General features: G+C 57.8%; 25 protein-coding genes and 1 tRNA gene. 10 read left to right on the top strand and 16 right to left on the bottom strand.

Annotation, left to right across the window (positions count from 1 at the left end; genetic code table 11):
* Positions 1-8 precede the first annotated feature (8 nt).
* From A0U92_RS07865 to A0U92_RS07830, 8 genes are all read right to left on the bottom strand, one after another.
* Positions 9-1,373: an AtzE family amidohydrolase gene (locus A0U92_RS07865; protein ID WP_077812736.1), complete on the bottom strand. Its 1,365-nt coding sequence runs from the start codon at positions 1,371-1,373 to the stop codon at positions 9-11.
* Positions 1,370-1,558, bottom strand: coding sequence for a DUF4089 domain-containing protein (locus tag A0U92_RS07860; protein WP_077812735.1), 189 nt, complete (start codon positions 1,556-1,558; stop codon positions 1,370-1,372). The genes A0U92_RS07865 and A0U92_RS07860 overlap by 4 nt, the downstream gene beginning before the upstream one ends.
* A gap of 79 nt (positions 1,559-1,637) precedes the next feature.
* A complete protein-coding gene (locus A0U92_RS07855; protein ID WP_077812734.1) occupies positions 1,638-2,423 on the bottom strand; it encodes a DNA polymerase beta superfamily protein in 786 nt (261 codons plus the stop codon).
* A 126-nt stretch (positions 2,424-2,549) separates the two neighbouring features.
* Entirely contained in the window at positions 2,550-3,569 is a 1,020-nt protein-coding gene (moaA, locus tag A0U92_RS07850; protein WP_077812733.1) for a GTP 3',8-cyclase MoaA, read from the bottom strand.
* A 100-nt stretch (positions 3,570-3,669) separates the two neighbouring features.
* The gene (locus tag A0U92_RS07845; protein ID WP_077812732.1) at positions 3,670-3,858 is read right to left on the bottom strand and encodes a DUF3553 domain-containing protein; all 189 of its coding nucleotides are present in this window, start codon (positions 3,856-3,858) and stop codon (positions 3,670-3,672) included.
* Positions 3,859-3,870: 12 nt separating this feature from the next.
* A complete protein-coding gene (pgmG, locus tag A0U92_RS07840) occupies positions 3,871-5,280 on the bottom strand; it encodes a phosphoglucomutase/phosphomannomutase PgmG (protein WP_077812731.1) in 1,410 nt (469 codons plus the stop codon).
* 1 nt (position 5,281) lies between these two features.
* Positions 5,282-6,160, bottom strand: coding sequence for a UTP--glucose-1-phosphate uridylyltransferase GalU (galU, locus tag A0U92_RS07835; RefSeq protein WP_077812730.1), 879 nt, complete (start codon positions 6,158-6,160; stop codon positions 5,282-5,284).
* Positions 6,161-6,403: 243 nt separating this feature from the next.
* Positions 6,404-6,489 (bottom strand) — tRNA-Leu (locus A0U92_RS07830).
* 142 nt (positions 6,490-6,631) lie between these two features.
* On the opposite strand from A0U92_RS07830, the gene lipB reads away from it, so the two are divergent.
* On the top strand, positions 6,632-7,306 hold the full coding sequence (gene lipB, locus A0U92_RS07825) for a lipoyl(octanoyl) transferase LipB (protein ID WP_408736116.1): 675 nt from the start codon (positions 6,632-6,634) through the stop codon (positions 7,304-7,306).
* Between the two features lie 23 nt (positions 7,307-7,329).
* Here the strand turns inward: lipB and A0U92_RS07820 are convergent, their stop codons facing one another.
* Positions 7,330-8,586, bottom strand: a complete 1,257-nt coding sequence (locus A0U92_RS07820; RefSeq protein WP_236748320.1) for an MFS transporter — start codon at positions 8,584-8,586, stop codon at positions 7,330-7,332.
* A gap of 75 nt (positions 8,587-8,661) precedes the next feature.
* Positions 8,662-9,402: a PRC-barrel domain-containing protein gene (locus tag A0U92_RS07815; protein WP_077814318.1), complete on the bottom strand. Its 741-nt coding sequence runs from the start codon at positions 9,400-9,402 to the stop codon at positions 8,662-8,664.
* A 158-nt stretch (positions 9,403-9,560) separates the two neighbouring features.
* Here A0U92_RS07815 and A0U92_RS07810 point away from each other — a divergent pair, with 158 nt between their 5' ends.
* A complete protein-coding gene (locus A0U92_RS07810) occupies positions 9,561-10,277 on the top strand; it encodes a response regulator (protein WP_077814317.1) in 717 nt (238 codons plus the stop codon).
* Positions 10,278-10,307: 30 nt separating this feature from the next.
* A complete protein-coding gene (locus A0U92_RS07805) occupies positions 10,308-11,924 on the top strand; it encodes a sensor histidine kinase (RefSeq protein WP_149026424.1) in 1,617 nt (538 codons plus the stop codon).
* A gap of 3 nt (positions 11,925-11,927) precedes the next feature.
* On the opposite strand, the gene dnaQ is transcribed toward A0U92_RS07805, so the two are convergent.
* The 4 genes from dnaQ to A0U92_RS07785 are packed head-to-tail and all read right to left on the bottom strand — an operon-like array spanning position 11,928 to position 14,961.
* On the bottom strand, positions 11,928-12,623 hold the full coding sequence (dnaQ, locus tag A0U92_RS07800; protein ID WP_077812727.1) for a DNA polymerase III subunit epsilon: 696 nt from the start codon (positions 12,621-12,623) through the stop codon (positions 11,928-11,930).
* On the bottom strand, positions 12,620-13,222 hold the full coding sequence (gene coaE, locus A0U92_RS07795; protein WP_077812726.1) for a dephospho-CoA kinase: 603 nt from the start codon (positions 13,220-13,222) through the stop codon (positions 12,620-12,622). Before coaE ends, dnaQ begins: the two co-directional genes overlap by 4 nt.
* Positions 13,223-13,228: 6 nt before the next feature.
* On the bottom strand, positions 13,229-14,134 hold the full coding sequence (locus A0U92_RS07790; RefSeq protein WP_077812725.1) for a shikimate dehydrogenase: 906 nt from the start codon (positions 14,132-14,134) through the stop codon (positions 13,229-13,231).
* The gene (locus A0U92_RS07785) at positions 14,134-14,961 is read right to left on the bottom strand and encodes an N-formylglutamate amidohydrolase (protein ID WP_077812724.1); all 828 of its coding nucleotides are present in this window, start codon (positions 14,959-14,961) and stop codon (positions 14,134-14,136) included. The genes A0U92_RS07790 and A0U92_RS07785 overlap by 1 nt, the downstream gene beginning before the upstream one ends.
* 190 nt (positions 14,962-15,151) lie before the next feature.
* On the opposite strand from A0U92_RS07785, the gene A0U92_RS07780 reads away from it, so the two are divergent.
* Positions 15,152-15,958 carry a transglutaminase-like domain-containing protein gene (locus A0U92_RS07780; protein ID WP_077812723.1) on the top strand — a complete coding sequence of 269 codons (807 nt, stop codon included), beginning with the start codon at positions 15,152-15,154 and terminating at the stop codon, positions 15,956-15,958.
* Positions 15,959-16,023: 65 nt separating this feature from the next.
* Here the strand turns inward: A0U92_RS07780 and A0U92_RS07775 are convergent, their stop codons facing one another.
* Positions 16,024-16,788, bottom strand: coding sequence for a glucose 1-dehydrogenase (locus A0U92_RS07775; RefSeq protein WP_077812722.1), 765 nt, complete (start codon positions 16,786-16,788; stop codon positions 16,024-16,026).
* 208 nt (positions 16,789-16,996) lie between these two features.
* Between A0U92_RS07775 and A0U92_RS07770 the strand changes: the two genes are divergently transcribed.
* From A0U92_RS07770 to A0U92_RS07745, 6 genes are all read left to right on the top strand, one after another.
* Positions 16,997-17,605: an ABC transporter ATP-binding protein gene (locus A0U92_RS07770; protein WP_077814316.1), complete on the top strand. Its 609-nt coding sequence runs from the start codon at positions 16,997-16,999 to the stop codon at positions 17,603-17,605.
* A 3-nt stretch (positions 17,606-17,608) separates the two neighbouring features.
* Positions 17,609-18,400, top strand: coding sequence for an ABC transporter permease (locus A0U92_RS07765; protein WP_077812721.1), 792 nt, complete (start codon positions 17,609-17,611; stop codon positions 18,398-18,400).
* A gap of 362 nt (positions 18,401-18,762) precedes the next feature.
* Complete coding sequence (locus A0U92_RS07760; protein WP_149026423.1) at positions 18,763-20,976, top strand: TonB-dependent receptor; 2,214 nt, start codon at positions 18,763-18,765, stop codon at positions 20,974-20,976.
* Between the two features lie 171 nt (positions 20,977-21,147).
* Complete coding sequence (locus A0U92_RS18265; protein WP_077812720.1) at positions 21,148-21,348, top strand: hypothetical protein; 201 nt, start codon at positions 21,148-21,150, stop codon at positions 21,346-21,348.
* Positions 21,348-21,770 carry a hypothetical protein gene (locus A0U92_RS07750; RefSeq protein WP_077812719.1) on the top strand — a complete coding sequence of 141 codons (423 nt, stop codon included), beginning with the start codon at positions 21,348-21,350 and terminating at the stop codon, positions 21,768-21,770. The genes A0U92_RS18265 and A0U92_RS07750 overlap by 1 nt, the downstream gene beginning before the upstream one ends.
* A 117-nt stretch (positions 21,771-21,887) precedes the next feature.
* The gene (locus tag A0U92_RS07745; protein WP_236748319.1) at positions 21,888-23,906 is read left to right on the top strand and encodes an FUSC family protein; all 2,019 of its coding nucleotides are present in this window, start codon (positions 21,888-21,890) and stop codon (positions 23,904-23,906) included.
* Positions 23,907-23,923: 17 nt separating this feature from the next.
* Here A0U92_RS07745 and A0U92_RS07740 read toward each other — a convergent pair whose 3' ends face one another.
* Positions 23,924-25,243 carry an MFS transporter gene (locus tag A0U92_RS07740; RefSeq protein WP_077812717.1) on the bottom strand — a complete coding sequence of 440 codons (1,320 nt, stop codon included), beginning with the start codon at positions 25,241-25,243 and terminating at the stop codon, positions 23,924-23,926.
* Positions 25,244-25,362 lie beyond the last annotated feature (119 nt).

Raw genomic sequence — 25,362 nt, 5'->3', positions numbered from 1 at the left:
GGTCCGGTTCAATCCGTGTCTGCTACCGACGCACCCTGAACCGGATACCCTGCCAGACCAGCATGCGAAAGCGCCTTGCCTATCGCGAAAAGAACATTCTCTTTTCCAGGCGCCGCAATGATCTGTATGCCCAAAGGCAGTCCCGCCGCTGCGGTTGCCGGTGGGAGCGGCGCTGCGAGGACAGGCATTCCTCCCAGACTCAATGGCTGCGTAAACAGTCCAAGATTGGCGCGGGCGGAAACAGTCCTGCCGCCAACGGAGAGGGTGGCCTGATCGATGCGAGGGGCCGGTCCCGGTGTCGCGGGAGCGATCAGCACATCGACTTCGTCAAAAAGCTCATGAAGGCCAGCCCGAAACCAGTTCCGGAAACGATGCGCCTGAACCACTGCGGCTGACGGCACCATGGCGCCCGCAATAAGCCTGTCTCTTGTCGCCGGATCATAATCCATCGGGACTTTCCGCAGACGCGAAAGGTGAAGATTTCCTCCCTCCGCTGCTGAAATCACGAAAGCCGAGGCGCGTGCCCGCGCCACTTCGGCCAGTTCGATCTCTTTTCGGCTTCCGAAAAACGCCATGATACGTGCAATCCCGTCAAGCAGGGCTGGATCGACGTCCTGTGTGAACCAGCCTCCAAGCTGGGCGACACGCAGACTCCGAACATCTTCTATGTCATCAAGAGCATGACCGTTCATCGCTTCAAAAACGCGCTGCAGGTCCGTCACTGTTCCGGCAAACGGCCCCACCGTGTCGAGGCTGGCGACAAAAGGATAAACACCGTCCAGAGGAAGCAGTCCCTGTGTGGGACGCAACCCCCAGACACCACAGAGCGATGCAGGCACACGGATCGAACCGTTTGTATCCGAGCCAATCGCGAATGGCAGCAGGCCTGCCGCAACGGACGCCGCTGAACCTCCGGATGACCCGCCCGCCAGACAGTCCGTGTTCTTTGGATTGCGTGTGGTCCCGTAATGGGCGTTCTCCGTGGAGAAGCCGTAGGCGAACTCATCCATGTTCAGGGTGGCGACCGGGATCGCGCCCGCAGCGATGAGCCGCTGGACCACGGCGGCATCCTGCGTGGCGGGAGGATTGCCTTTCAGGACGGTTGAACCCGCCGTCGTGACGATCCCTTCCATATCGAAAAGGTCTTTCACGCCGAACGGGACACCGGCAAGAACGCCCACAGGATCGCCATTGGCAATTCGGGCGTCCAACGTATCAGCCATATGGAGCGCCCGTTCAGGCAGCAGGCGCGTGACGCACTGATATGCCTGATTACGGGTTCCGAGCGCTTCCAGTGCCGCTTCCACAACTTCACGGGCAGACCTCAGTCCGAAACGCACGGTATTGGCGATGGCGACAGCAGTCTGGCTCATGGCGCGTACTCATAAGCAGGAAGACAGTCGTCGGGGAGGTCGAAACCAAGCACGAGGTCAATGTAGGTCTGTAAAAGCCTGGTGTTGGCAACGACGCCCGGCAGACACGGATCAGGAAGTGTCAGTCCGATTCTTTGGGCCACGGCGAGGATGTCACCCGTTTCCTGCTCTGTGTCATCGTTCATTATGTTGGCCTTCCTTCAGCTTTTCCTCAGAGACCGGATCTCTTCTGATTGTGGTGCCTGCGGACAGCCTGCATCCGCATCAACCAAACCTGCGGATCGTATCGGCCAGAAAGCGGTCAAACACACTATCGTCCGGAGCAGGATGTTCCGGCAACTCGACCGTCCGCAGACGCGGCAACTCGGCGTTCATGAAGAGCTGGGACCGAAAACATGACGGAGCGTCAGAATGCGCTCCCTTTTTTGCCTTTTCAGACAAAATGAAATCCATCTCACTGGTGACATCCTCCGCCAGCCCCTCGTACAGCACCCTTATGTCCTCTGGCGACGGACCGTCGTCTTCCGCAATAGCTCTGGCGGAGAGAGTGGCGTACATGGGCGTCAGAAACTCTTCCGTGGTCAGTGTATGGCCAAATGACCATTTGCCAAGTTCACTGGTCGCGGTTTCGATCTCAGCCGCGAGAGCGGGAGCCGGTTGCCAGACCCGGCGCTGGAGAAGAGCCAGACGTCTGAGCAGGTCCTGGTCGGAGCGGTAGATCGCCGCGCTGTTCAGCCATGTCGTTTGCGTGGCGTTCGACTGCTTCATTGTCTCCACAAGATGACGGATATCCCATCCCGTCAGCGAGAAATCATCAGAAGCGGGCAGTTCAACTGTCGCAGGACCGGGCGAGAGTTTCAGATACCAGTCCAGCCGATGCACATAGACGAACATGATTCGATAAGGGCTGTCAGCAGACTCCATGCCCTGCCCTCTCAGGCCGGCATCCATTGCGAGGATGATGCGGGCGTCCAGTGACGTCTCGATTTCTTCAAGAGCTTTCTCAACGATGTCCTGAATGACGGGACTGATCCGGCTGCTCACGCTCATTTCCTGCCTCGTGTTGTGCTGTACGGCATGAGGCACGGAATATATTGAAAAACTACCAATTCCGTGGAAATGCCGCTTTCGCCCAATCTCTGTGTGTGTTCGGCAAACGTCAACAGTGGTATCGGTTTATCCGCCAGTAACACTCATCAGACGGGCTGGTCCCTGCACCTGTGCGTCATTGTCGGGGATCAGAAAGTCGTGCCGCAGGGGCTTGCGGGCAAGGCTGAGGTCAATTGCATCAAGAATGTCGGAATCAGTCCCGCCGCTTCGTAAAATTTCACGAAGATCCACGGCGCCATCCGATCCAAGGCATGTGTAAAGCTGGCCCGAGCATGACAGGCGAACACGATTGCAGCTATCGCAGAAATTGTGGCTGAGCGGCGTGATAAAACCCAGTCTCTGTCCAGTCTCTGCGATCCGCACATAGCGCGCCGGTCCGCCGCCCGTCGCACCATCCGCCGTTTCGAAGCTCCAGCGCTTCTGAAGATTGAGTCTGACCGAATGGAGAGGAAGATACTGGGCGCGCCGGTCTTCCCCGGTTTCTCCCATCGGCATTGTCTCGATCAGACACAGATCAGCGCCGATCTCGCCGCACCAGACGATCAGATTGTCAAACTCATCGTCATTGATCCCCTTCGTCGCGACGGTGTTGATGCGAACCGCCAACCCCGCATCCCGTGCAGCATGGATGCCCGCAAGGGTCCGATGCAAATCACCGCGTCGGGTAATTGCGGAAAAACGCTCGGGCCGGAGTGAATCCAGGCTCACATTGACCCTGCGAATCCCTGCCCCCACAAGCGTATCGGCATAACGGCCCAACTGGCTGCCATTGGTTGTGAGAGTCAGTTCGTCCAGCCCCGGAGCAGAGGAAACAGGCCTTATCCATCGTCCAAGTGATTGCAGGAAATCACCGATATCACGCCTGACCAACGGCTCACCGCCGGTCAGGCGGATGCGCCGCACACCATGGCGCATGAAAACCGCACAGAGTCGTTCCAGCTCTTCGTATGTCAGAACCTCAGGACGCGGCAGAAACTCCATGCTTTCCGACATGCAGTAAACACAGCGCATATCGCACCGGTCTGTCACCGAAACACGGAGGTAAGAGATTTTCCGGCCCTGAATGTCGATTAAACTGGACTGCATCAGTCCTGTATAAACCCACGAGGACTTACTGGAAAGCTAAACTCCTGCCAGAATGGCAGCATGTGCTTGGCGCACAGTCAGCCAACACAGAAAATTATAGTCAGATAACGGTAAGGGTCACGACGCGGGCGTCGAGAACCACTTTTCCCATATGCAGGAAATTGACGGTCACTCTGTGAGAGATGGCCGACTGCACCTGCCCGTCTCCCCATTCGGGATGATCGGGATGCCGGACCCATTGGCCCGGCTCCAGAAAGGAGTGGAACGTATCGTCTGTCACACGTTCCACTCTTTCCTCAGATCAATGACCGGCGTTATCGCCAGAAAAATCAGGCTTCTCCAGACCGGACAGCTCAAGCTGACGCGTCAGCGCCGCCTTGAGGTTGTCCAGACCGGCTTCGCTCTTGCCTTCGCAACGCGCGACCAGAACAGCCTGCGTGTTGGACGCACGGAGCAGCCACCAGCCGTCCGGCGTGTTCACGCGCACACCGTCGATTTCGGACACATCCGCGCCATCCTTGCGGAGACGCTCGGCCACTTCCTCGATCACCTGGAACTTGCGCAGGTCGTCGCAGTCAAAGCGGATTTCCGGTGTGGAGATCGTCTGCGGCAGGGCCTTGCGGAATGCGGATAGCGGCTCTCCCATGCGGGCGACGATACCCAGCACGCGGATGGCAGCGTAGATCGCATCGTCAAAGCCGTACCATTTGTCGGCAAAGAAGATGTGGCCCGACATCTCACCGGCCAGCGGAGACTTCGTTTCGGCCATCTTCGACTTGATGAGCGAATGACCCGTGCGCCACATCAGCGGCTCACCACCGGCCTTCTTCACTTCATCAAACAGAACCTGAGACGCCTTCACGTCGGCGATGATCGTGCCGCCGGGATGGTTTTTCAGGACGTCGCGCGCCAGCAGCACGAGAATCTGGTCACCCCAGAGGATGCCTCCCTCGTTGTCCACAACGCCGACACGATCTGCGTCACCGTCGAAGGCGATGCCGAGGTCGGCCTTGTTCTCTTTGACCGACGCGATGATCTGCTCAAGGTTCTTGGCAACTGTCGGGTCCGGATGGTGAGCCGGGAATGTGCCGTCCACTTCGCCGTTCAGGACGATATGCTCGCCGGGCAGCTTGTCCAGAAGAGCCGGGAGAATGTCGCCAGCCACGCTGTTGCCGTTGTCCCAGACAACCTTCAGCTTGCGGTCGCCACCGTCGTAATCCTTCAGAAGACGCTCGATATACTCTTTCTTGATATCGACGGTTTTCACCGTGCCTTTTGCTTCAGGAACGACATCGCCTTCGCGGGACAGATGGCCGAGATGCTTGATCTGCTCGCCGAAGAACGGCTTGTTGGCCAGCATCATCTTGAAGCCGTTGTAGTTGGCCGGATTGTGGCTGCCCGTCACCATGATCGCGCCGTCCGCCTTCAGCGTAACGGAGGCGAAATACAGCATCGGGGTGGGGCCACGACCAACGCGGATCACGTCTGCGCCTGAAGCAACAGCGCCGTTGACCAGCGCTTCTTCCAGAGAAGGCGAAGACACGCGACCATCGCAGCCGATCACGACCGTCTTGCCGCCGTTCTTCAGAACGATGCTGGCGAAGGTCCGGCCGATGGCGAAAGCATCTTCGACATGCAGTGTCTTGCCGACAATGCCGCGGATGTCATATTCGCGCAGGCTTGTCTGTTCGAATGTATGTTTGAAACTCATATCAGACAGCTCCCGTATATTTCTTCAGGAACGTCTTCACATCGGATGCGAGTTCAGGACGCTCAAGAGCAAAGGCGATCTGGGCTTCGAGGAAGCCGATCTTGTTACCGCAGTCGAATCGGGTACCTTCATAACGCAGGCCATGGAACGGCGTCTTGCCGATGGTCTTGGCCATGGCGTCGGTCAGCTGCACTTCACCACCCGCACCTTTTTCAAGGAGCGCGAGGAACGGCATAATGTCCGGTGTCAGGACATAGCGTCCGATGATGGACAGGTTGGACGGCGCATCTTCCGGCTTCGGCTTTTCAACCAGACCGGTGATCTCGACCAGCTTACCGTCATCCTTCCCGGGCTTCAGAATGCCGTAACGATTGGTGTGCTCGCGGGGAACTTCTTCCACGGCAACCACACTGCCGCCTGTTGCGTAATACGCATCGGCAAGCTGCTTCATGCAGGCGACTTTTCCCTGCACGACATCGTCCGGAAGGAGGATGGCAAACGGATCATCGCCAATGAAGCTGCGCGCGCACCAGATGGCGTGGCCAAGCCCCATGGGCTCCTGCTGACGCACGGCGATCAGAGAGCCGGCCTCGATGCTGGTGGGCTCCAGGGCTTTCAGGGCATCGACCTTGTTGCGCTCACGCAGCGTGTGTTCCAGCTCAAACGCGACATCGAAATAATCGATGAGCGAGTCTTTGCCACGGCCGGTGATGAGGCAAATCTCTTCGATACCCGCGGCCCGCGCCTCGTCGATAGCATACTGGATCAACGGTCTGTCCACGACAGGCAGCATCTCTTTCGGCATGGCTTTGGTGGCGGGAAGGAATCTGGTTCCAAGTCCGGCAACCGGAAGAACTGCTTTACGTAAAGGCTTGATCACGAAGTAGTACCTTTATCCATGCTACGGAACAGGGCACACGAGCAAACCTCCCGCGCCCAGATAGGTGGAGACTCTAAATCGGTCTCACCGGTCTGTTCTAGTGCAGAAGTCTGTTAAAAACGCGGCAAAAGGAAATTATTTACAAAAAACAAAGACAGACCACACCCGCATTCTCTGCAGGGTGGTTTGATTTTCATCAATTGTCTTTTATTTTGGTATAACTCCCCATTTTCAGGGTCACTTTGGTGCGGCCGAGAAGACTCGAACTTCCACAGGGTTTCCCCCACAAGCACCTCAAGCTTGCGCGTCTACCATTCCGCCACGGCCGCCCGTGACAACCAGCCTCATTTGAGTGATACCGGTTGGAGTTGGAGGGGCGTATAACCGATGCCTGAGAATGCCGCAATGTCTGAATGTACGATTCGTGACAAAGAACCTGATTTAATTGCCGATACGGCCATTCCACGTGGGATCTCCCCGGAAAGGGTGAGGACTGACGGAGGTATCATTTGGGAAAAATCGACTGAACTCGTCCCTTACCCGATCGCGCTCTCCTGCATGGAGCAGACAGTCCGTGAGATTCGGGCAGAGGAAACGCAGGAACGAATCTGGCTCCTTGAGCATCCGCCCCTGTTCACGTCCGGGACATCCGCAAAGGAAGCTGATCTCTTCAATCCCAGAGGATATCCCACATACCCGGCCGGACGGGGTGGCCAGTGGACCTATCACGGCCCCGGACAACGGGTCGCCTATCTGATGATGGATCTGTCCCGCCCCCATGGCCCCGTGCCTGAACGTGACCTTCGGGCCTATGTCTCGTTTCTGGAACAGTGGATCATCGCAACGCTTGCGCGTCTCGGGATTCAGGGTGAGCGACGCGAAGGACGTGTGGGTGTCTGGGTCGTCGATCCTCGAACCGGAGCGGAAGCCAAGATCGCGGCGCTTGGTGTTCGTGTGACCCGCTGGGTGAGCTGGCACGGAATTTCGATCAACGTCGATCCCGACCTGTCTGCTTTCGATGGCATCGTTCCATGCGGAATAAGGGAATTCGGCGTGACCAGCCTGAAGAAACTTGGCGTGCCGGTCAGCATGGAAAAAGTTGACGCCATCCTCATGGAAGAATGGGACAGACTTGTCGCATCCTGAAACTGGCTTTCAAAAACTGGCACTCAAGACGGCTGCGGGGCGTCATCTTCCCTGCGGGTTTCCTTCATGACGAAAACGATCAGCATCAGGCAGATACCTCCGGACGCCGACAGCAGGAGAAAGGCGTATCGCAACGAATGATCTGCGACGGCTCCCGCAAGACTGGTGCTGAAGCTCGCTCCCAGTCCCATGGCAAGTCCCAGCAGCCCCATGCAGAGATTGAAATGCCCTGTGCGGCGGGTCAGGTCCGCCGCCACAAGCGGCAACATGACGCCAAAAGACGCTGAACTGATTCCATCCAGCATCTGAAACGGCACGACAAGCCAGGGATTGGATGTGCAGCTCAAAAGAATGCCGCGCAAAGGGAGCGCCATGAATGTCATGAGCATGACAGGGCGGCGTCCGATCGTTTCCGCCCAGCGTCCGATCCAGGGAGAGAGGACCGCTCCCAGAAGCTGTGGCGCAAGGATACAGGCCGCGATGATAATTTCCGCGGAATGACCGGCGTCTTTTGTAATCTGGCCAGCCGCCAGCGGCAGCATGGCGGCGTTGGCCAGATGGAAGAACACCACACATAATGCGAAAGCAAACAGGCCCGGCTCTTTTAAAAGGGCAAGAGAGGATCGGACAGTAGCCCTTCCGGGATTCTCGCCCTCAGCCAGGCCAGATGCGCTCTGATCAAACGGTGTGACGACAGGCTCGATCAGGCGAAGGGCGATCAGTCCGGGAGCAGCCATGGCGGCTCCCAGAAAGAATGTCGCCCTTGCAGAAATGAAATAGCCGGCGGCTCCCATCAGACCGGCCGACATGGCATTTCCCACTGCCGCAAAACTGGCGTTACGCCCAAAGCGGATACCGAGCGCCCCCCTTGTCCTGTCAGGAGCGCGGGCGATTGCCAGAGCGACAACCCCCAGGGTCAGAGCGCTGATGGCCGGGTTGAGCGTGCAGCTCGCCAGGCCATGCAGGATCTCGGCGATAGCGACAGGCAGACGTTCCGGCATGATCGCCATGATCAGGCAGGAGGCGATAATCGCGACGATGGACAGCTCGGCGATCAGCCGCTTGTTCCGCAGGGCATCCACCAGTGCGCCCGCCGGCACCTGACTGGCCATCGCGGTGACGGAGCCGATCGTCAGGGCGATACCGATCTCTCCCTGTGTCCAGTGTTCTTCCGTGAGATAGACAGAGACAAACGGACCGAAGGCAGCCTGAAGGTTGGCGACAAAAAAACTGACCCCATCCAGCCCCATCGTGCTGTTGGGTTTAAGCTTCATCATCATCTCCACCTGCCTTTTATGACAGATAGTCTGACGCTGTGTTCCGGGCAGCCGAGCGTGCGTGGATCTGCCACACGCCTACTCGTCGGGCGAGGAGGAAACAGGACTGGCAGGCGGGCTGGCAACTGGCCGGACGGACGTTTTCACGGAAATCGTCTCTGCCGAAGATGTTGCCGGTGCGCCTGCAGATTGCCCAGAGGCAGGCAGGCGTGGGCCGGCAAGCACAGATATGTTCATATCCCCTCTTTTGTATTCAGGGGCGGAACGGATCACTGCTGCTGACACCTGCATGATAAGCGGAGCCTGCGGATTGGCATGACTGACCTGAATCAGATCAGACGCAACTGCGACGCGGCGGTTGCCGACACCCAGAAACCCACCAATATCGATCACCACCGCACGCATCTCTCCATCAACGTCGATCAGAACGTCAACGATATGACCAAGGTTGCCGCCTCCTGCTGCATCGACATCCCTGTCGATGAGGCTGCCGAGAGATGCTTTTGTGATAATGGCAGCGTCAGTCCTGGACGGAGCATTGCCGGTGACAGGCTGCCGGAGAGCGGGTTCAGGAATAGCCAGATCAGGATTGTCACCCGTCACCGTATCGCGATTCACCGAACCTGGGAGCACAGTCTGTGCTTCTGCCTGAACCTGTGATGACGGAAGGCTGTCCTGCGGCTGAGCGATGGCCGCGGATGGAAAAGCGAGAAGATGACCAGCGATCACGCCAGCCAGAACAGCTCTGAACAGTCCCGGGTGTGCCCGTCGAACGCAGGGTCCGAAATCATCCATCGCAATGCTTTTCAGTCTGCGCATCTTGGGAGCCTGTCCGTTGGGAAAGATGGCGTGCACCTCCGGGTTCAGAGCATGATCGACTGCTGGTGCCTGCCGGTCAAATTGTAAGACACATCCCGAAGTGCAACAGAATGAAACATGGCCTGCACAGGCGGCTCAGGTTGATTTATAACGCATTCATGGAGCAGACACCCCATATCCTTATCATAGATGATGACCGCGAAATCCGCGATCTTCTCTCGAAATTCCTTGAGCGCAACCAGATGCGCGTCACCAGCGTCCGTGACGGACGTGAGGCTAGACGTGTCTGGGGTCAGGGGCATTATCATCTGATTGTGCTCGATCTGATGCTGCCCGGCGAGTCGGGTCTCGACCTCGCACGCTGGCTGCGCAGTCAGGCCAACGTGCCGATCATCATGCTGACGGCGATGAATGAGGAGACAGACCGCATCATCGGTCTGGAACTCGGTGCGGACGATTACGTCACCAAGCCATTCAATCCACGGGAGCTTCTGGCCCGTATTCGCGCAGTCCTGCGCAGGGTCAGCGAGAGTCAGGAGCAGGGCTCAAGCGAAACCAGAGAAATCCTCTTTGCCGGCTGGCGTCTGGAACTCGCCCGTCGCCGTCTTCTGAACCCCGATGGCGCGGAAATCTCTCTCACGGGCGGTGAGTATGACCTGCTTCTGGCGCTGCTGGAGCGTCCAAACCGCGTGCTCACACGCGACATGCTGCTTGACCTTCTTCGCGGAAGGCAGGCTGGTCCCTTTGATCGTGCGATCGACGTGGCTGTCAGCCGCCTGCGCCGGAAGCTTGAGGATGACGGACGCAACGCGCAACTGATCAAGACAGTGCGTGGCGGCGGCTACGTGCTGGCAGCTGATGTGGAGCGGCGCTGACATGCCCGCCCAGACGGTCTTACGCCGTAAGTGAAACGCCTGTTTCCCCAGAGATGGTGTGTCCGGTTCCTGCCGCGTTCTCTTGCGGCGAGAATGAGCCTGTTTCTCACCGTCGGCTTCGTCGGGCTGGGAGCCATGGGTCTTACGGTCGAGACCATGGACAGGATCACCTTCCATGAACGCATGGTGGCGCATCAGGATCTGCTTCGCACTCTGATGATCTATCGTTCTGTCGCGGAAGATCTCCCTGCAGAACGGGCTCGGGAGTTGCTTGAACTGGATCTCCCCGCCAGTTTTTCCGTTCACCTCGCTGATGAGCCTGACCGGGACATGGTGCGGCAGGAAAGCTGGATGGATTTCCAGAAACTGTTCTTTGTTCCGGAAGGCTTCAGAAAAGGCTTCAGAAACAACCCGCTGGGTGACATGGCGAGCCCAGGCGGCCCTCGTTCCGGGTCACCGCCTTTGGAATTGCGTTCCTTTCGGGATGGTTCGCCAGCCCCGCTTTTCGGTGGTGGCAACTCTTCAGAACTCTGTCATGATCTGCCTCATCAAGAGACGGATGGCAGTTTCACTGGAGATGCGCAGCATCCACCAGATCCCCAATGTTTCGGACCATCGCCCGAACAGCATCGCCTGAAAGATCTGCTGTTTCCCTTTCCACCCAAGCGAGTGGCATGGTTGCCCGTTCATAGAAAACGCTATCGGGGACTGGCTTTTCAGCTTCCCAATGATACGCGCTGGCTGGTCATACGTTACCGCTTGCCCGCGCCCAATCCGTTCAACTCCTCAACTTTTCCGCTGGCGCTGGGTTTGATGACAGTTGGTAGCGGCCTGCTGATCGCATGGGGCGTCAGACGGCTGCTGCTGCCGGTTCGTACCCTGTCCGCCGCCGCCGCCGCATTTGCACCCGACGCCGCCTCGCCTCCGCTGTCAGAAGAAGGCCCTCTTGAAGTAGCTCAGGCAGCCGCTGCCTTTAATGCCATGGCAGCCCGTATCCGGCGTTTCATTTCGGAGAGAACACGTATCCTTTCTGCGGTCGGACATGATCTGCGCACGCCCATCACCCGGATGAAACTACGGGCCGAATTCATTGAAGATGATGATATGAGAGAAAAATTTCTCCACGACATCAATGAATTGATGACACTTGTTGAATCCACCCTTGAATTCAGCAAGGACAGCTCGGCCAGTGAACCCCTGGCCAAGCTGGACCTCCATGCTCTCCTGCAAACGGTCGTCGATGACGTGGCTGAAAGCCGCCCCTCAGATGGTGACAGGATCATGCTGGCCGATTTCAATGGCACGGTCATGACAAAAGGCCGTCCGATGGGGCTGAAGCGGGCCTTTACCAATCTGATCAACAACGCGGTCAATTATGGTGGCAATGCTCTGGTGACGATCCATTCACTCCGCAACGGACGTGTGACAGTCACGGTCGAAGACGATGGTCCGGGTCTGCCCGAGGATGATCTGGAGCGGATGTTCGAGGCTTTCGTCCGTGGTGAGGAAAGCCGCAACAGGGAAACCGGCGGAACCGGGCTTGGACTGGCCATTACCCGGACGATCATTCGTGGTCAGGGTGGCGACGTCGTGCTGCACAACCGTGAACCGAACGGGCTTCAGGCGGTGGTCACGCTGGTCGCCTGAGTGTCAGCCTTGCGCCTTCTCGCCTGCGGTCCAGAGGCTATCAGGCAATTTCCCGACAAAAGCAGCATGAGACGCAAGGGTTTCCGCATCAGGCTGAACAAGAACCGGTGTTCGGACACCCGGCCCTGCGTAACGTGCGACGGGTGACTCATTGCCGTCGGTTCCGCCCAGCCCCAGCCCATGCTGACGACCACCCATGAGTTCGACATAAACGTCGGCCAGCAGTTTGCAGTCGAGCAGAGCATTATGGGTCGTGCGCTCTGACAGGTCGATGCCATAACGGCGGCACAGCGCATCAAGGCTGTTGGGCATGCCGGGGAAACGCTCACGGGCGAGTTCCAGCGTATCGACCTTGCGGGACGGATCGAGTGGTGGTTTGCCCACGCGCTCCATCTCGGCATTGATAAACCCGAAATCGAAGCTGGCATTGTGAGCAATCAGCTCATCATCACCAATGAACGCCAGAAAGTCATCGGCGATGGCGGCAAATTTCGGCTTGCCTTCCAGATCGGCAAGCGTGAGGCCATGCACACGCGACGCCTCTTCCGGAATATCACGCTCCGGGTGGATCAGAACGTGAAACACCTCGCCGGTCGGGAGGTCCCCCAGCAACTCAAGCGCCGCGATTTCAATCACACGGTCGCCCTTGGTCGCCTCAAGCCCCGTGGTTTCCGTATCGAACAGAACCGAGCGTTTCATGCGCGCATTTCCCTGATCAGTGCCCTCACCTCGCGCCTTGTATCAGCCATCGAGAGTCCTGTGCGAATCACCACATCCGCGCGACGCCGTTTTTCATGATCCGGCATCTGTCGGGCGATCATTCTCTGAGCCTCCGCCGGCGTCATGCCCCGTCTGCGGGCAATCCGCGCGATCTGCGTGCGCCGTGGCGCAGAGACGACCACAACCTTGTCACACTGTCTGTCTCCGCCTGTCTCAAACAGCAGAGGAACGTCGATGACAACCCAGTCCGCACCCCGGCGGCGACATCGTCTGTAAAACCGGTCACGAGCAGCGAACACCAGAGGATGAATGATTTTCTCAAGCTGCCCGATCAGTTCAGGATGCGCCATCACGGCTTTTCTGAGTTCCTGCCTGTCCAGTGAAAGCTCACCCTCTGCGTTTTTCACCAGAGCGGCCGGGATCAGCTTTCCAATCGGAAGAACGGCGGCGCCTCCAGCCCCCTGAAGACGATGCACAGTGGCATCTGAATCAAACACCGGAAAACCGGCCCGCCTGAGCAGATGGGCCACGGTTGTCTTGCCCATGCCGATCCCGCCGGTAAGCCCCATAACCTTCATATGACTTCAGCGATTACTCAGGACTGCGCTAATATACGCAACCGTAGCCTCATCGACTTCCGTCTCCGCGCCGAACCATGCCCTGAAGCCGGGACGCGCCTGATGCAGCAGCATCCCCAGCCCGCCTGAGGTTGTCAGCCCCTGCTCTCCGGCGGCTTTCAGAAATGGTGTTTCCTGCGGGACATACACAATGTCGGAGACGACCAGATGGCTGGATGCCGTGCCCAGCTTCGGTGTCCAGTCCGGAGCAGGGCCGCCCTGCATCCCCAGTGAGGTGGTGTTCACCAGAAGCGCCACGTCGCCCAGACGCTCTTCCCACATATCCCAGGCAATGGCGGAAAGCCGGGGTGCATCACCTTTCGGGAAATAGCGTCGCCAGGCCGCATCGAGTTCCATTGCGAGCCTTTCCGCACGCCCGGCAGTCCGGTTGGAGAAAACGACCTGAAATCCTTTCTCCAGCAGGCTTGTCGCGATGGACCGCGCAGCCCCGCCTGCCCCGAGCAGCAACGCCGGTCCCCGGCTGGCCAATGCGGCAACATCGATGCCGTCAGATTCAAGGTTTGCAACATAGCCGAACCCGTCCGTGGACGAGCCGTGGATGACGCCATCTTCACGAAACACCAGCGTGTTGACCGACCCCGCGATGCGGGCCATCGGGTCCACCTCATCCGCTATGGCGAAGGCGGCCTCCTTATGGGGAATGGTGACGTTCGCTCCCCTGAAGCCTGAAACCTGCAAACCTTTTACGGCAGTGACAAAGGCATCAGGCGCGACCGAAAGAGGCACGTAAGCTCCATCAATTCCATGTCGGGCAAGCCAGTAATTATGCAGCACGGGCGAGAGCGAGTGCGTCACCGGATGCCCGATCACTCCGGCCAGTTTCGCTCTACCGGTAATGCGGAACTCACTCATCACTCTGCTTCCGTGGTGGGGTGGCTGCCATATTGTTCATGGTAGCGTTTTATCGCTTCCGGCAAAATACGGGCGAGCCGCTCGGCCCACTCCCGCTGACCGCTTTCAGCCATGATCAGATCCTGTCTGATTTCGATTTCGACATGAGGGATTTTGCGGCGCTCGCCGTGTACCGGGACCGTATAGTCGCTGGTGTCTGTCAGCTCGTAGGGCTCGTTATCGCCGACAGTCAGACCTTCTTCGCCCAGACAGTCGATAACGATCCGTCCAAAACGTGGGTCATGATTGTGCAGCACGCCACAGTGCCACGGTCGCCTGAAACTCTGCATCTCAGGTGTGAAGCTGTGAAGCGCGATCAGAAAGGTCTCAATCCCCTCATCCTCGCGTCGGTCCAGTTCCTCGCCGATACGGTTGTGATAAGGCTCGAAAATGGCTCTGGTGCGGAGAGCGGCGTCCGTTGTGCTGACGTCCTGATTGGCTGGCACCGGTGTTCCGTCACTGACGGTCACAATCGCGGTCTCATGGCCGGGAGCACGGTTGCAGTCGATCACAAGGCGGGAATAGCTCTGCTCAATCAGCAGGGCGCCTGTCAGATCGGCCAGCATCCGCCCTACTCCGTCAATGCCGATATCCCAGCCAATATGTCTGGCGCGTTCCGTTTCGGACACGCCCAGATCGCCCAGAACCGATGGAATGGCCTGCCCTGCATGGTCACTGACCAGAAGCAGAGGTGACTGCGGATCTGCCCCTCCATGCACGACGACAGGCGACGGATCCTGGGGCGTCAGGAATGATGAAGAGGAAAGCCGGGCGTGTTTATCAGTCATCGGTCATCCATGCGCGCATTGAGACGGTTCGCTGTCCGGACTCACACAAGCCATGCCTTTCTTCAAGGGCAGGCAGTATTTTCTCAGGAGAACCGTAGCACCTGAAGATCGTTAACGACTAGCATCGTGACATCTGTTGCGAAAAACGCCATTGTCGCAGTTGTTGCGTATCCGAAAAGGAAAGAAATACATGGAAATCAGAGCCGGCTACGACATTTCCATAGACTTTCCAGCCCCCACACCTCTGGTTCTGATGCTCGATATCCGTCCGGAACGCGAAAACGATCTGCTTTCGCCCCAGAATGCCTGGTTTGATCCTTTCGTTCCGGTACAGCGTTATATCGATGGGTTCGGCAATCGTTGCACACGTCTTCTCGCACCTGCGGGGCGGTTCCGTACCTGGGTCGATTTTACGATCTATGACAGTGGACTGCATGAAAGGCAGGGGTATGGCGCCCCACAGACACCTGTCGAATATCTGCCTTCAGACGTGCTGGTCTTTCTGATGGGCAGTCGCTACTGCGAAACAGATATACTTTCCGAATTCGCGTGGTCCCTGTTCGGGCATATCGCTCCCGGCTGGGGACGGGTTCAGGCCATTGTCGATTACGTACATAACCATATCAAATTCAGTTATCAGAATGCCCGCAACACCCGGACAGCGTGGGAAGGATGGAGTGAGGGCACCGGTGTCTGTCGTGATTTCGCGCATCTGGCGGTCACGCTCTGCCGTTGCATGAATATCCCGGCCCGCTACTGCACAGGCTATCTGGGCGATATCGGTGTGCCGCTCCTGCCTGATCCGATGGATTTTTCCGCGTGGTTCGAAGTCTGGATGGACGGCTGCTGGTACACGCAGGATGCGCGACACAATGAACCGCGTATCGGTCGGATTGTCATTGCGCGCGGACGGGACGCCGCCGATGTGGCGATCTCCACCTCGTTCGGCCCCCACATGCTGTCATCATTCAATGTGACGACGCTGGAAGTCGGCTAGTTCGTCTTCTGAAAGAGGCTTAACGCCCGCTGATGTTGCGATGCAGCGGACGTTAAGCCTGTCAGTTACTGAGTCGTATAACCGCCATCAATGACCAGTTCGCTGCCCGTCATGAACTTGGATTCATCTGACGCAAGGAAGAGAATACCGTAAGCGATGTCGTCCGGCTCGCCCAGATGGCCGAGAGGATGCAGATCCACCAGCTTCTGTTTGGCTGAAGCTTCCTCATTGGTGAGCGCCGCCACCATCGGCGTCCAGATGTAGCCGGGATGCACCGAGTTGACCCGGATGGCATAACCGGATTTGGCGCAGTGCAGCGCGGATGACTTGGTGAACAGCCGCACGCCACCCTTGCTGGCGTTGTAGGCGGCCAGCGTCGGGTCACCGATCAGCCCCTCGATCGAGGACAGGTTGACGATCGACCCACCCTTGCCATGCTTGCGCATGCCTTCAATGGCGTATTTCGTGCCAAGGAAAACGCCATCGAGATTGATGGAAATCACACGCTGCCAGTGTGCAAAGTCGGTGCTTTCCACGGTTCCCGTGTAGGCGATGCCCGCATTATTGACGGCAATATCCAGTTTTCCGAATTTTGCGATCGTTGCGTCAATGGCCGCTTTCCAGTCAGCTTCCCTGCTGACGTCGAGCTTGACGAACAGCGCCTTGCCGCCAGCCGCCTCGATGTCCGCAACGGTCTTCTGTCCGTCTTCCTCTTTCAGGTCGCCTATGACGACGGAAGCGCCTTCCCTGGCCAGAAGTATGGCAGTCGCCTTGCCGATACCCGAAGCCGCACCACTGATAATCGCTACTTTCCCTGCTACGCGTGCCATTTGCGTTCTCCCCTGAAGAGCAGATGTGAATAGCAGATTTCTGACCTGCGGGGGCAGCAGGCACGCATCCCGGCATCCGGCTCCATGATTTCCGTCAATTCCACGCTATAAAAGATAATAAACTTTTATATTTCGTTTTTTATCCGATATGAAACATGATGTTTCTAGCGGAATTGCGGCCTTCCCGCCGTTTCGCTACAAGCCATTCATGAGCAAGAATACCGGCCTGATTGCCGAAAAACTCAGGTCTGAACGGGTCGGTCCAGTCACCTTTCACGTAGGACACGGCGAGTGTCTGGCCATCACCGGCGCTTCAGGAAGCGGCAAATCCCTGCTGCTCCGTCTGGTCGCCGACCTTGATCCCCACACCGGCACACTCATTCTGGATGGTGAAAACTCCCTGAGCGTGGCCGGTCACGTCTGGCGGCAGCGTGTCGCCTACTTTCCCGCCGAACCGGGATGGTGGAGCGAGAACGTCAGCGACCACGTTCCGGACACCCCGCAGGCGCGGGCACTCATTAAGGCGGTCGGTCTGCCTGAGCGGATGCTGACGGCTGAAATACGTGGTCTCTCAACCGGCGAGCGACAAAGGCTGGCTCTTGTCAGAGGACTTTTACACGGTCCGCAGGTGCTGCTGCTGGATGAGCCAACGTCAGCCCTCGACCCTCAATCCACTTCATTGGTCGAAGACCTGATCAGACGCCAGAAAAACGATGGACGGATCATTGCTCTGGTGTCCCATAACGCGGCTCAGGTTGAACGTCTGGCCGACCGGCGCGCCATCCTGCGGGATGGTCGGCTGGAAGAAGTAGCCTGACACATGGCTCCTGCCCTTATCACGCCCTTTGACCTTGCCATTGCGGCTTGCCTTATCCTTGCCTGTGCGCTCGCCTCACAGATACTGGCTCTGAAAACGGGCCGATCCATCGTTATCGCGGCCCTGCGCATGTCCGTTCAGTTACTGCTGATCGGTAATGTACTGCTCTTTGTGTTTGGACAGACATCGCTGTTCCTGACATTCGCCGTGCTCGCCGTGATCCTGTGCGCCGGAACCTTCGAGGCTGGAAATCGTCAGACATCGCGCATGACGCCGCGCTGGCATTACGGCATTGCGGGCGCATCGATCCTTTTCGGGGCGGCGCTGGCGACATCCATGGGCTTCCTCACCAGCCTGCGCCCTCACCCGCTGTTCGCCGCACGTGCGACCATTCCCATGGCGGGACTGATTATCGGCAACGTGATGAACGCGACCAGCCTCACCCTGAACAGTCTGCTGACATCAGTGACACGGGATCGTTCGGCCATCGAAGCCCGTATTCTCCTCGGTGCGACACGCCTGAAGGCGCTGGAAGACCCCATCCGCAAGGCGCTCCGCACGGCATTGATCCCGACACTGAATCAGATGTCGGCTGCCGGACTGGTCACGCTTCCCGGTATCATGACCGGACAGTTGCTCGCCGGAATGAGCCCCGTCGCTGCCTCCCGCTACCAGATTGTGCTGATGAGCCTTGTCATTTTCGGTAACCTAGCCGGAGCCACACTGGCGGCGGTACTGACGTGTCTGCATCTGACGGATGAGCGGGGACGGTTGAGGCTGGAGCGGGCTCGGTGACGGTGTTCGTTTGGCCTCTTGTCTGCAGCGGAGAAAATGAGGCGGTGGAAGCGACAATCGCATTCTTTATCGGGCACTACAGCAAACGACATCACGATGAGAGTCTGAACAACGTGACAGCAGCACTGTCATTTCGGGATTGAGCTTTACAGACCGCCAGTATCTTCTGTTTTTGCTGCGCATCAATACCGGGTCAGATCATGCAGGGCTTTACCGAGGAGAGCCGCCAGCCGCCCGTTCGAAAACTTTCCCCCTGACCGACCACTTGCAATTGAGAAGAATTATCATTAACAACGCACTCCTTCACGGGGCGATGATGCACCCGAGAAAGCAACCTTCCGTTCATCAGGGCGCTACATCCCATGACTGCAAAGTCCGCATCCTGCCTGCTCTCCTTTCTGTTTGCTTCATGCGGTTTTATTCCACCCAGTCTTGCGGCAGAGCCTGATTCAAACGCGCAATCCGCAAAACCGGATACAGCCAGTCCGAGCCGGTCTGTTCAGGCGGACAAGACAGAAAGCATTGTCATCCGGGCGGCACGGCGGAATCGCATGGAGGTGACCAGCGGCGGTCAGCTTGGCGCGCTCGGAACCAAAAAAGGTCTGGATGTGCCGTTCAACATCCGCAGCTACAACTCCAGTCTGATCCTCAACCAGCAGTCCCAGACGCTGGGTCAGGTTCTGGAGAACGATCCTTCGGTCCGCACAACCATGGGGTATGGAAATTTTTCTGAAATGTTCATCATTCGTGGCTTTCCCGTGAATGGCGATGATATTTCGATCAATGGTCTGTACGGCGTTGTGCCCCGCCAGCTTGTTTCCCCACAGCTCTACGATCAGGTGCAGGTGCTGAACGGCGCCAGCGCGTTCCTCAATGGCGCGGCTCCCAGCGGTTCATCCATTGGCGGCAACATCAATCTGATGTTCAAAAAAGCCGAAAGCACCGACCTCAACCGGGTGACGGGCGATTACACCAGCAATGCACAGGGTGGCGGCGCTGTCGATTTCAGCCGCCGCTTCGGTCAGGACAAGGCTTTCGGATTTCGTCTGAATGCTGCCGGAATGGACGGTCAGACATCCATCGATCATGAACGGCGGCATGATGCGGCAGTTGGAGGCACATTCGACTGGCATGACGACAGGACCCGCATTGATCTTACCATGGCCTACCAGAACCAGAATGTGCAGAACGGCCGAGGAGGCGTTTTTCTTGGCCCGGGCGTGACCTCGGCGCCTCGTCCGGTCGCTCCGTCCCATAATTTCGGTCAGCGCTGGACCTATGCCGATCTGAACTATCTGTTCGGAACACTGAACGTCGAACATGATTTCGGAAAACATATTACTGTTTACGGGGCTTTCGGAGCACTCGGCAGCAATGAAGAAGGCAACTATTCCAGCTTCACAGTAACCGACGCGGCTACTGGCGCAGGCACTGTCGGGGCCATGTATGTGCCTTACCAGCAGAACAACGAGAGCACGCGCGCAGGTGTCATGGCCCATGTGGATACCGGCCCCGTGCATCATGAAATCAATGCTGGCGGGTCTGCGCTATGGGAGGAAGCCCGGACGGCCTACTCAATGTATTATAACAGTGCGTCTCCGCTGCGCAGCAATCTGTACGATACACCGCAACTGGCTTCTCCCAATCAGAATCTGGTGGGCGGTAATCTGAAAGACCCTGTCCGTTCAAACTGGACCAAGCTCTACAGCCTGTATTTCTCTGACACGATGACGTTCTGGCATGACCGGATTGCCCTGACCGCAGGATTCCGCTACCAGAATATCCTTGATAACAGCTATAAATATTCGACAAATGGCGCTCTTTCTAGCGGATATGACAAAGGCGCGTTTACACCGGTTGTCGGTCTTGTCATTCATCCGACACGACAGACGGCGATCTATTTCAATCGTATCGAAGGGCTGTCCAAGGGACCGCAGGCCACGGGCGCGAATGTCGTCAATCTCGGCCAGATCTTTGCGCCCTATCAGAGCGTGCAGTACGAGATCGGCGCAAAATACGATATCGGACGTTTCAGTGCCGGACTGGCCTTCTATCAGATTTCGCAGCCAAACTCCTACACCGAAGCCTATGGCAATACTGGCAGCCTGATCTTCCGTGAAGACGGATTGCAGCGGAACCGGGGCATGGAACTCACGGTCAATGGCGAGATCATCAGGGGATTGCGCTTCAATGGCGGCCTGACGCTGATCGACGCCGATCTGAAACGCACGCAGGGCGGCGTCAACAACGGCCACACCGCCATCGGCATCCCGAACTACACGATCAACGGTAACCTTGAATATGACCTGCCGTTCCTGAAAGGCGCGACGGTTGTCGGGCGCGTGGTCAATACGGGCAAGCAGATGGTCAATGTGGAGAACACCGCTCACCTGCCCGTCTGGACCCGGTTTGATCTAGCCGCGCGTTATACCTTCGCCGCTTACGGCAAACCACTGACCTTGCGGTTCGGCGTGGATAATCTTGCCAACACCCGTTTCTGGTCATCAGCCTTCAATGGCTATCTGCTGGAAGGTCTGCCGCGAACCTTCAAGTTCTCGTTCACCACGGATCTCTGACTGTGTTTGTGACAATCAGAAGATCAGGAATATAGAGTGAGCTACGCGCTTCCGAACCCCTGTTGCCACTGAGCAGTGGATTTGCAAAGTTTATAACGGAGCTGCTGCAAAGGTCTCGGCTGGTGAGAAGAACGGGCGCAAGCCTCCTGTTTTTGGAATCGACGCCACCTCATGAGCCAGACCCATCTCACGCCGGAGCGGATTCGCTGGCTTCATTACAAAAGCGCAGCCATCATTCTGTCTCCGAAATATATTTCCATTGAATCGATGGAAATCTGGGGAGGACAGTATTTTCCCGGACAGGCTGGTGCGTCCATGCGCCGGGCGATGCTACAGACGCATGGATCGGGGAAAACTTCCGCAAGGCCCTGATGAGCAGCGAATATTTCAACAAGCCGGGAGTGCCCTCTCTTGATCCTGAGGCCATTGCGGCCATGAAAGAAGTCTCCAATCGCAGGCGTCTGGCCTTCGAGGACGATATCGCCCGGAGTTACGGTTATAAGGATATGGATCAGGCCGGACGGAGATGCGATCTGGTCTTTTCGTCCTGGCATTATCTTGTCGATGATTTCGTCATTCTACGGGCGAGCAAACGGCTGACCGGCACTCATCGCGCGTGGCCCGAAGACAGGAAATATGCCGACAAGCACATGCATGTTCCTTTGTCTGTTCCGGACGAGGAACTGGGCTACGCGATAAGGGTCGCGCTTTCACGCTGCGAAGCGCCGGGGCGGCAGAAAATCAATACGCCGCCTGAGTCGCTGCCACTTCCATGGGGAGAGGAGAAGGCGTGAGAAGTCCATATTCTTCGTAAAAGGCGCTCTCGCCAGTCGTTCTGCGACATAATTCTCGCGTTTGTGGCAACCTCACACTATCGTGACAGTTCACTTTTTTATATTGCGTTCGGTCCGATGAAAACCAGCCCTCGCTCTCTTCGCCGACGCATCAACCGTTTCACCATGCAACTGGCCGGTGGCATGATGCCTCCAGCCGTCACGCACTGGCTTGATGTGCGCGCAATCAGCATCACGCCGGAACAGATCGGCGTGCGCGAAGGGCTCCGGGCGGGTGTAGCCGTCGGTTCGGTAATGCTGCTGGCGTGGTATCTGAATCTCCCGATCATGGCCTGGTCCGCCTTTGCGGCGTTCTGGACATGTCTTGTCGATCCCGGTGGCCTGATCCGCCTCAGACTGGCGACCCTGCTGAAATTCGGTTCTTCCGGCACCCTGATCACGGGATTGCTGTCCGTCGCCTCAGGCTATGGTCGGGCGCCGGTCTTTATCGCTCTGGGCGTCTGCATTTTCATCTGCGGACTGGCAAGACAACGGGGACCGGTCGCCACGCAGATCAGCGTTCTTGCCGCCATCGTTGCCGTGGTGGCCGTCTGCTATCCGCAGACACCGCCGGGAGGCGTGCATCTTGCCGGCATGTTTGTCGGTGGTTCTGTCTGGGCGGCCCTGATCTGCGTCTTCGCATGGCCCGTCGATCCGTATGTTCCACAGAGACAGGCGTGTGCCGCGATTTTTCGCGAGCAGGCGAACATGATCAGCCGGCTGCTGCTGATCGCCGAACATAACGCGCTCGACCACGACACGCTCTATCATGAGATCAGCTCTTACAGACGCGATATCCGCAACCGGATCGAGCAGGCCCGCAAACGTGTGGAGATGCTTTCAGAGGATGTACTGAATAATCGCACTCATGGAACGCTCCTGCGCACAGTGGAAGCGGGTGACCGGATTTTCGTTGCTGCCATGGGCCTGGAACATGCGGCTTTCACCGCATCCCTGCCCCCGATCGCTCGCCGGACAGCCGGACTGATGGCTGCTACCCTGAGGCGTGCGGCGCGCGAAATCGCCAGCCCACAACCGCGACCGGAGTGCCTGACACGCCAGATCCGTTTCCTGCGCACCGCAGGCCCACGCGATGGCGACCTGTTTGCCCGCTGTGCGCATCTGTGCGCGGACGCCCTCACAGATCTTCAGCAGACGTGGCGCAGCGCACCTGAAGGCGAACAGAGTGCAATCAGCCCGGCGATGGCCAAGGGACAGCGCTGGCCAACTGCCATTTTCGTGAGGCATGCCGCGCGCCTCTCCGTCGCGGTGCTGATTGCCTACGCCATCGCCCTCTGGCTTGATCTGCCCTACGCCTACTGGGCGATGATGGCCGTTGTCGTGGTCATCCAGCCCAGTGTGAACGTGACCCTGCCCCGCGCACTGGAGCGTGTGGCGGGCAGCATGGCTGGTGGTCTTCTTGCGGCCATCATGGGTGTGACGCTGCCCATACCGGTGATTTTGCTACTCATCTTCCCGCTGGCCGCTGTGACGATTGCCCTGCGGAGTGTGAATTACACATTGTGCGTCATGTTCATGACCCAGTTGTTCGTGCTCGTCACCGACCTTGTCAGCACGACTCATGGCTGGGACGTGGCGCTTTCACGCGCCGCCAACAACACCATAGGCAGTCTGGTGGGACTGGCCGCCTGTATCCTGCTCTGGCCGGAAACGAAAGCGCCTTCTCTGGCGGAGCAGATCATGGCGGCAGTCACGGCCAATCTTCGCTATGCCATGCTGGCCGCCAGAGAAGAAAAAGCGCTCTGGCATGAGATCGAGCACGCCCGGCGTGAGGCTGGCACATTCTCCACCAAAGCCGAGGTTCTGTATCAGCAGACACGTCTGGAAGGTTTGCGGCGGTCTGACTATCTCAGGACCTGCGGCGACATCCTCTTCATGCTCAGGCGACTTGCGGGAGCAGCGAATGTCTGGTGGCTGGAATATAACGACGCCAGCCTGTCATTGAGAGCGGAGGAAAGAATCGCTCTTGCTGCCGTTGCGCAGTCTGATCCCCTGACGAAGAAAGCCGGTTTCAGCGACGCCGATCTCAAACAGACCCTTGCTTCGCTGAAATCGCTCGCCGTCGAAAAAAACTGATCAATCCAATCCCGATTTCAACGGCTGACGCGCTCTGCCGGAATTTTGAGAACGACCATCACCCCGAGCAAAGCCAGCACCACAAGACCGTAAAGAGCCATATCTGTTCTGCCTGTTGCATCCTTGATCCAGCCCACGAAATACGGGCTCAGAAACCCCGCCAGCTGCCCGAGCGAATTGATCAGCGCCACGCCCCCGGCAGCGGCTTCGGCGCTCAGGAAGCCATTACTCAGTGGCCAGAAAAGCGGCAGGCCGGTCAGCGCACCCGCCGTGGCGATGGTCAAGCCCGTAACCGAGAGCAACGCGTTATCGTGAAACGCAGCGGAGCAGGTGAGCCCGAAAGCTGCCATGAGGAGCGGAACCGCAAGATGCCAGCGGCGCTCCCGGTGGCGGTCCGAGGAGCGGCCCGCTGCAATCATGAAGATACAGGCGCCGAGATAAGGAATGGCGCTCACCCAGCCAACGACGCTCACATCGTGAAAACCGATAGTCCTGATAATGGTCGGCAGCCAGAAATTGATCGCATACACGCTGCTCTGGATACAGAAATACAGCAGACCGAGAGCCCAGATCGCCGGAGTGCGCACGACATCGGAAAAGCTGGCCGATGCCTGTTTGGGACGATTTTTCCGGTCCTGCTCCAGTGTGTCCGACAACAGCTTTTTCTCTGTATCATCCAGCCATGCAACTTCGGCGGCAGAATCACGAAGGAACAGGAACATGCCTGCACCGAGCAGGACGGTTGGCAGGCCTTCAAGCAGGAACAGCCACTGCCACGCCTCAAAACCATGACTGCCACTGCTGAACAGATTCATGATGATCCCGGAAAGCGGGCTTCCGAGAACACCGGAAAGCGGGATAGCCGCCATGAAAAGGGTGAGCGCCCTGCCCTGCCGCTGAGCTGGAAACCACTGTGTGAGGTAGAGCACCATGCCCGGAAAGAAACCCGCTTCCGCGGCACCAGTCAGAAAGCGCAGAATATAAAAGCCCGAGGTTGTTTCAACGAACATCAGGCTGGTTGAAAGCCAGCCCCACACCACCATGATCAGCGCCAGCCAGCGTCGGGCGCCGATTTTCGCCAGCATGAGATTACTGGGCACCCCGCAGGCGATATAGCCCAGAAAGAAAATCCCCGCCCCCAACCCATAGGCGGTCTCGCTCATGTGGAGACTGTCCAGCATGCTCAGCTTGGCGAACCCGACATTCACACGGTCGAGATAATTGAACAGATAGCAGACGAAAATATAGGGAATGAGCCGCAGGGTAATCTTTCTGAATACAGGGTTCAGACGGCTGTCCCGAGACGCATGCGCCTCACCGACATTTTGCGCAGACATGAGGCGTTACCAGCTTTTATTGTTTTTCTTATGTTCATCCAGAGCATGAGACGTGCAGGCAAAACAACCGTTCCGGTGAAGAGGAAACTGGCCACAGTCTCTGAATTCATGAAAACTTT

The organism is Acetobacter aceti, from assembly GCF_002005445.1.
GTDB lineage: Bacteria > Pseudomonadota > Alphaproteobacteria > Acetobacterales > Acetobacteraceae > Acetobacter > Acetobacter aceti_B.
Note: the sequence above shows the minus strand (reverse complement) of the source record. Positions and strands in the feature narration are given on the sequence as shown.

Bases quoted from the DNA above. Each gene is read 5' to 3' on its own strand.
- A0U92_RS18265 (WP_077812720.1), top strand. From the start codon at position 21,148: ATGAGCCAGACCCATCTCACGCCGGAGCGGATTCGCTGGCTTCATTAC.
- A0U92_RS07820 (WP_236748320.1), bottom strand. From the start codon at position 8,586: ATGATGATGAAGCTTAAACCCAACAGCACGATGGGGCTGGATGGGGTC.
- A0U92_RS07860 (WP_077812735.1), bottom strand. From the start codon at position 1,558: ATGAACGATGACACAGAGCAGGAAACGGGTGACATCCTCGCCGTGGCC.
- moaA (WP_077812733.1), bottom strand. From the start codon at position 3,569: ATGCAGTCCAGTTTAATCGACATTCAGGGCCGGAAAATCTCTTACCTC.
- A0U92_RS07745 (WP_236748319.1), top strand. From the start codon at position 21,888: ATGAAAACCAGCCCTCGCTCTCTTCGCCGACGCATCAACCGTTTCACC.
- A0U92_RS07750 (WP_077812719.1), top strand. From the start codon at position 21,348: ATGAGCAGCGAATATTTCAACAAGCCGGGAGTGCCCTCTCTTGATCCT.
- A0U92_RS07770 (WP_077814316.1), top strand. From the start codon at position 16,997: ATGAGCAAGAATACCGGCCTGATTGCCGAAAAACTCAGGTCTGAACGG.
- A0U92_RS07815 (WP_077814318.1), bottom strand. From the start codon at position 9,402: ATGCGCAGACTGAAAAGCATTGCGATGGATGATTTCGGACCCTGCGTT.
- A0U92_RS07865 (WP_077812736.1), bottom strand. From the start codon at position 1,373: ATGAGCCAGACTGCTGTCGCCATCGCCAATACCGTGCGTTTCGGACTG.
- A0U92_RS07760 (WP_149026423.1), top strand. From the start codon at position 18,763: ATGACTGCAAAGTCCGCATCCTGCCTGCTCTCCTTTCTGTTTGCTTCA.
- A0U92_RS07785 (WP_077812724.1), bottom strand. From the start codon at position 14,961: ATGACTGATAAACACGCCCGGCTTTCCTCTTCATCATTCCTGACGCCC.
- A0U92_RS07810 (WP_077814317.1), top strand. From the start codon at position 9,561: ATGGAGCAGACACCCCATATCCTTATCATAGATGATGACCGCGAAATC.
- A0U92_RS07780 (WP_077812723.1), top strand. From the start codon at position 15,152: ATGGAAATCAGAGCCGGCTACGACATTTCCATAGACTTTCCAGCCCCC.
- A0U92_RS07775 (WP_077812722.1), bottom strand. From the start codon at position 16,788: ATGGCACGCGTAGCAGGGAAAGTAGCGATTATCAGTGGTGCGGCTTCG.
- A0U92_RS07855 (WP_077812734.1), bottom strand. From the start codon at position 2,423: ATGAGCGTGAGCAGCCGGATCAGTCCCGTCATTCAGGACATCGTTGAG.
- A0U92_RS07790 (WP_077812725.1), bottom strand. From the start codon at position 14,134: ATGAGTGAGTTCCGCATTACCGGTAGAGCGAAACTGGCCGGAGTGATC.
- pgmG (WP_077812731.1), bottom strand. From the start codon at position 5,280: ATGAGTTTCAAACATACATTCGAACAGACAAGCCTGCGCGAATATGAC.
- coaE (WP_077812726.1), bottom strand. From the start codon at position 13,222: ATGAAGGTTATGGGGCTTACCGGCGGGATCGGCATGGGCAAGACAACC.
- A0U92_RS07765 (WP_077812721.1), top strand. From the start codon at position 17,609: ATGGCTCCTGCCCTTATCACGCCCTTTGACCTTGCCATTGCGGCTTGC.
- A0U92_RS07740 (WP_077812717.1), bottom strand. From the start codon at position 25,243: ATGTCTGCGCAAAATGTCGGTGAGGCGCATGCGTCTCGGGACAGCCGT.
- dnaQ (WP_077812727.1), bottom strand. From the start codon at position 12,623: ATGAAACGCTCGGTTCTGTTCGATACGGAAACCACGGGGCTTGAGGCG.